Origin of the sequence: Allocoleopsis sp. (genome assembly GCF_036703385.1) — a bacterium.
In the GTDB taxonomy this organism is placed as follows: Bacteria; Cyanobacteriota; Cyanobacteriia; order Cyanobacteriales; family Coleofasciculaceae; genus Allocoleopsis.
In genome coordinates, this window is record NZ_DATNPA010000652.1 from 1 (window position 1) to 4,597 (window position 4,597).

Consider the following 4,597-nt stretch of genomic DNA (forward strand, 5'->3'; position numbering starts at 1 on the left):
CCACAGCTTCATCCAGGCACGCGGTCAGGTCAGCATTTCGCTGTTTCAAGACAGCGATTTCCTGCTCTAGCTGTTGAATTCTTAGTTCCTGGATTGCTTGTGTGGAATAGGCTTGGGGTTCAGTGCGAACCGCATAATATCTGTTGCGGCTTGCAAACATAATCGCTCTGGCTTGCAAACAAGGCGAGAGCTGGCTCAAATTATTTGCAACTAAAACGGCGTTCTGGCTCAAATTAACTGCAACTCAGCTCAAATTGTTTGCAACTAGCTTGCAATCATCCGACTCGACTCAAATTATTTGCAACTGACCGATGCTGGGGGTAGGTATCAAGCTGTGCCTCAAAGCGGTAGTCCTGCTGACAGCATTTGTTCCTGTAATTCACGAGTGCGGACTGGGTCAAGCTGCCCCCGAAACAGCGACCGGATATCGGCAGGTTTAGTGTTAAATTGTTCAGCTAAGCTTTTCACGTTGTAGCCGTGCCGAGTCAAGTTTGGCTCCAGCTCATTAATGTCCTTCGACAGAATGGATTCCACAATCGCCGCCGTGACTGGCTTTTCTCCAACTTGGTACGCTTCCTCCAGCGCCAGTGTTAAATGCTGTTCGATTTGGAGGGGTGTTCTCAGTCGCATGGCGAGCATGTCGATAGCAGATGCCTCTAACAAGTCAAAGATTTGGGTGTCCTCACCTGTACAAGCATTAAGCAGCCATCCAATGTACTCTCGCTGACTCCCAATCAAGCTGTCCAACGAGAAGACTGTAGCCCGGTAGCCAATTTCTTCCATCGTCGGACGGCGCAGATCGTTTTTGAGTTTGGGATGACCGGCGAGAACTACAGAGAGAGTACCACCACCATCTTCAACTACCTCAATCAAGCGTTTGAGTCCGGTGAGAGTACTGCTATGCAGGTCATGAGCCTCATCAACAAAGAGTACTACTGGCTTCTTACCTTTCTTGATCAGGTCGCGCAGTTCTCGCTCCCGCTTTTCGCCTTGGGTAGAAATTTTGATATCCTTCTCTGCTGACAAATCGTAAAACAGGGCGCTAATCAGTGTTGCTAGCGTCGCACGGTTCTTGTCCACTGAAAGTGATTTCGAGACGAGAATCTTGCCTTCTTTCTCCAGAGTCTCTTGCAGTCGGCGCAAGGTGACAGTCTTACCACAACCCACAATTCCCGTCAAAACAACTAGCCTGCCAGAGGAGATGGCAGCTTTGATGTCTTTGAACATTTGCTTTTGATGCGCCGTCTCGTAGTACCCAGCTTTACGGAACTCTTTAATCAAGCTGTAGTTTTCCATCACCTCAGTAAGCATGATGTTCCCCCTGTGACCCCGGCTGAAAGTACTGCCGTACTCGCTCCATAACCGTCTTTTTCTGCAAGGTCTCGGTCAGTAACGCATCAATAAAAGCCCGCTGTTCAGCTGGCAATCTTGCCAACGGTTGACCGAGGTAATCTGCGATCGCTCGTTTGGCTAATAGCACAGTTGGATAAATGAATTCCTGGAATGGATCGGGGTCATGGAAGGGTGTCAGGCTTGGATCGGGTGCTTGAGGCGAGGAGACCATTAACTGCAAATCTGCATTGCCATCCAGTGCAGCACGGGGTAAATTCAGTTGTTTAGCCAAGGCAGCAATACGGTCAGCCCGTTCTTCAGTTCTGGTTTTCTTAAATTTGCGATAGCGGTGTAGGGGAATAGGACCATTAACTGGGTGAAAGGGTCCGTAGCGCCGCTCGTCTTTCTCGACATACAGCTCGTTATCAAACAGACCCCACCAGAGGATAACGGTTTCCCCAGCCAAGTCAGGATCTACTTGATAGGCCACGCCCTCAACCGAGACTCTGGCAGTAGCATCTACCTTTCGTCGTTCTGGTTCACGAGCAAAAGTACAGAACCGCTCCCAATTGCACATTTCCTGTACGCCAATGGCTGGTAGATTCTGTAGCCAATCTTCCATCCGCGAGTGCGATTCTGTGCGGTGCGGTCGGTCATTGTAATGCAGGAGATACTTATGCAGCCATAGGTTAGCCTCTGTCTCGGTTTCCGGTTTATGAAAGTGATACAGGGTTTCGTGTGCTTCTTTGACCGTCCGGAATGGTCTTTCCACTTTGCCCTTGGCGCGAGCCGTCACTCGCCGACCATCCTTACCATTAGGCATGTGGGTGACGAGCTTGATATCTAGACAATCCATGACATTTTGAAACACCCGGCTTTTAGCAATTGGTCCATTGTCCGTGTAAAGCATCTGCGGAATTCCCTGGAAGGGAAACCCATTTATCGCCTTCACTGACATTGCCGTGAACAAGAAACGCAGTGCTGCTTCCACATCCTCTCCATAGACGCAGTGGTATTCCTGATAACACACACCACTGCGGTCATCAACGACACTGTAGAGCATCAGTAGCGGGTTGCCTCTCCCTGGTTCTACCCAGGAAGGCTTCTCGACTTGTTTCAAATCCGATGGACTCAGATCAAAATGCCAGCATTCATTACTGTGTTGAGCTTGAAAGCGGACAGCCGGTGGTTGTCGGGTCATGAGTCGGTGATCGTAACCCCAGGCTTTGAGGTAGCGATTAACAGTCGATTTCGTCAGTACGCCCTTGGGGGGTTGGATAAAGCCGTTTGGTGTCTCCATACCAAACTCTTCGAGCAGCTCAATGGCTCGTGCGGTAGAGACATGTCGTCCCTTCTTATTACAGGTGCGAATTTTGAAGGCCGCAATCACTTCGCAGTAGCATTCCATTTCGGTTTGAGACAGCTTTCTGGGTGCCCCCCGATCTGAGCGATGGATTGCCTTAGCTCGCACCCGTTCCCGCAAAGCGCGATATAGAGTATCGCTTGACACGCCATATAAGGCTGCTGTCTCTTCAATCAGGAGCCGACGCTCCGGGCAACGGGGCGGCAACATCTCCAGGCGACGGCGCAAGTTAATCAGCGCCTCTGTAGGGATCTGCTTGCGGGTCACGAGAAGTTAGTTCGCCTCCGCGATATCGTTATTTTGTTTGTACCAGAAAACTGGTCACAGAAATTACATTCCGTTGCCAGTTTGACCAAAAAAGAAGATGATTTGAGTTAGATTTGCCTCAAATGAGACCGTAAAACTCACCACAGAAATTTTTGGGGGAGAAATGCGCTGTGGATGCACTCCCGATATCTGAAGCACAAGTATTACTTACCGAATATGAGGCGTTCCTCTCAGGTAGGACGAAAAGCACGGTTGATGCTTATATGCGAGCCTTACGACAACTCATACTTTGGCTAGCACAACGTCCAGGCTGTGGAGGGCAGTTTCATCCTGAACATTTGACCAAGACGGCAATGGAAACTTACATCGCCTACCTGGATACCCAAGGTTACAGCATCGCTCATCGTGCGCGGGTTAAGTCAGCCGTCAGTGGTTTTGCTCATTGGCTCATTGAAGAGAAGGGGATTTTACGGCGCAATCCTACTAGAGGGTTAAACATTCCGCCACAGCCACTGTTAGCCCCAAGACAATTGACTCCTGACCAACGTTATATCTTACGCAATCTCGTCGAACGGGATGACCATCCGCGCAGCGAAGCACTTTTTGCATTGGGATACTGGGCTGGCTGCCGCGTGAGTGATGTGGCTTGGTTACTTTTAGAGCATACTCATGTTGGACCCAAGGTCGGGTGGCTGCATGTCGGGTACAAGGGAGGTAAAGCACGGGATATCGATTTAGTTAACGCCGCTAGACGACCTTTGTACGAATACATCCATCACGGGGGACGAGACTCGGAAAGTCCCTACACTTTCACTTCACAGCGAAGTCAACGACTGACTGAAGCAGGCATTCACCGTTGGTGGAAGAATCTTAAAGTTCACGCCACTGTTGACGAGTGGGAACTCATTCATGATGTAACTTTTCACGACCTACGGCATGATTTCGCCCACCGAGCGCGTGAGGCAGGCTGGACTTTGGAGGAGGTTGCTTATTACCTCGGTCATATTACCAACAAGGGAACTCCAGCTATTCAAACTACTGTTCGGTACACGCTCATGAGCCGACAGCAGCTGAAGGCTAAGCTCGGACTCCTCAAGGGCTAAAGTAACCCTCTCCTCAATGCGGACATGATATTAAGCGTCGTTGCAAATAATTTGAGCTGGAGCGGATGATTGTGAGCCAGTTGCAAATAATTTGAGCTGAGTTGCAGTTAATTTGAGCCAGAACACCGTTTTAGTTGCAAATAATTTGAGCCAGCTCTCGCCTTGTTTGCAAGCCAGAGCGATTATGTTTGCAAGCCGCAACAACTAGACAGCCGAGGACAATGCTGCTAGCAATGCAGAGGTGGGTGGCAACTTGTTTCATGACAGCTTTCTTTGAGTTGCAGATAAAGGAAGTTTAAGGCAGTTGAGCTCGCTTTCCGAAAAGACGCGGTGATGCGTAGAGTTTTGTAAAGACATCCTCGCGTTACCCTGTCTCCGTGGCCTCAGGTTCAATTACTGCCTCTGTGACGAAATCTTTGGCCTCATCAACCTGTTGATATCCATCAAACAAATTGGCAATCAATTAATGACAAGAAGGCTATTTATGGGTCTGCTAATCGATTGGTAAGCATCTCACTATTTAAGTGCCTAC

4 protein-coding genes are annotated in these 4,597 nt (G+C 49.4%); 1 reads left to right on the forward strand and 3 read right to left on the reverse strand.

The genetic code is table 11. The features are described 5' to 3' along the window. Positions 1-339: 339 nt before the first annotated feature. Positions 340-1,311 carry an ExeA family protein gene (locus tag V6C93_RS30855; RefSeq protein ID WP_333480504.1) on the reverse strand — a complete coding sequence of 324 codons (972 nt, stop codon included), beginning with the start codon at positions 1,309-1,311 and terminating at the stop codon, positions 340-342. Further along, positions 1,301-2,947, reverse strand: coding sequence for an IS481 family transposase (locus V6C93_RS30860; protein ID WP_333480507.1), 1,647 nt, complete (start codon positions 2,945-2,947; stop codon positions 1,301-1,303). Before V6C93_RS30860 ends, V6C93_RS30855 begins: the two co-directional genes overlap by 11 nt. 185 nt (positions 2,948-3,132) lie before the next feature. Between V6C93_RS30860 and V6C93_RS30865 the strand changes: the two genes are divergently transcribed. Then, the gene (locus V6C93_RS30865; protein ID WP_333480505.1) at positions 3,133-4,065 is read left to right on the forward strand and encodes a tyrosine-type recombinase/integrase; all 933 of its coding nucleotides are present in this window, start codon (positions 3,133-3,135) and stop codon (positions 4,063-4,065) included. Between the two features lie 130 nt (positions 4,066-4,195). On the opposite strand, the gene V6C93_RS30870 is transcribed toward V6C93_RS30865, so the two are convergent. Beyond that, positions 4,196-4,327: a hypothetical protein gene (locus V6C93_RS30870; protein ID WP_333480506.1), complete on the reverse strand. Its 132-nt coding sequence runs from the start codon at positions 4,325-4,327 to the stop codon at positions 4,196-4,198. Positions 4,328-4,597 lie beyond the last annotated feature (270 nt).

What these genes read in the sequence shown, in the direction of transcription:
- V6C93_RS30855 (WP_333480504.1), bottom strand. Translation starts at nt 1,311, where the DNA reads ATGCTTACTGAGGTGATGGAAAACTACAGCTTGATTAAAGAGTTCCGT.
- V6C93_RS30870 (WP_333480506.1), bottom strand. Translation starts at nt 4,327, where the DNA reads ATGAAACAAGTTGCCACCCACCTCTGCATTGCTAGCAGCATTGTCCTC.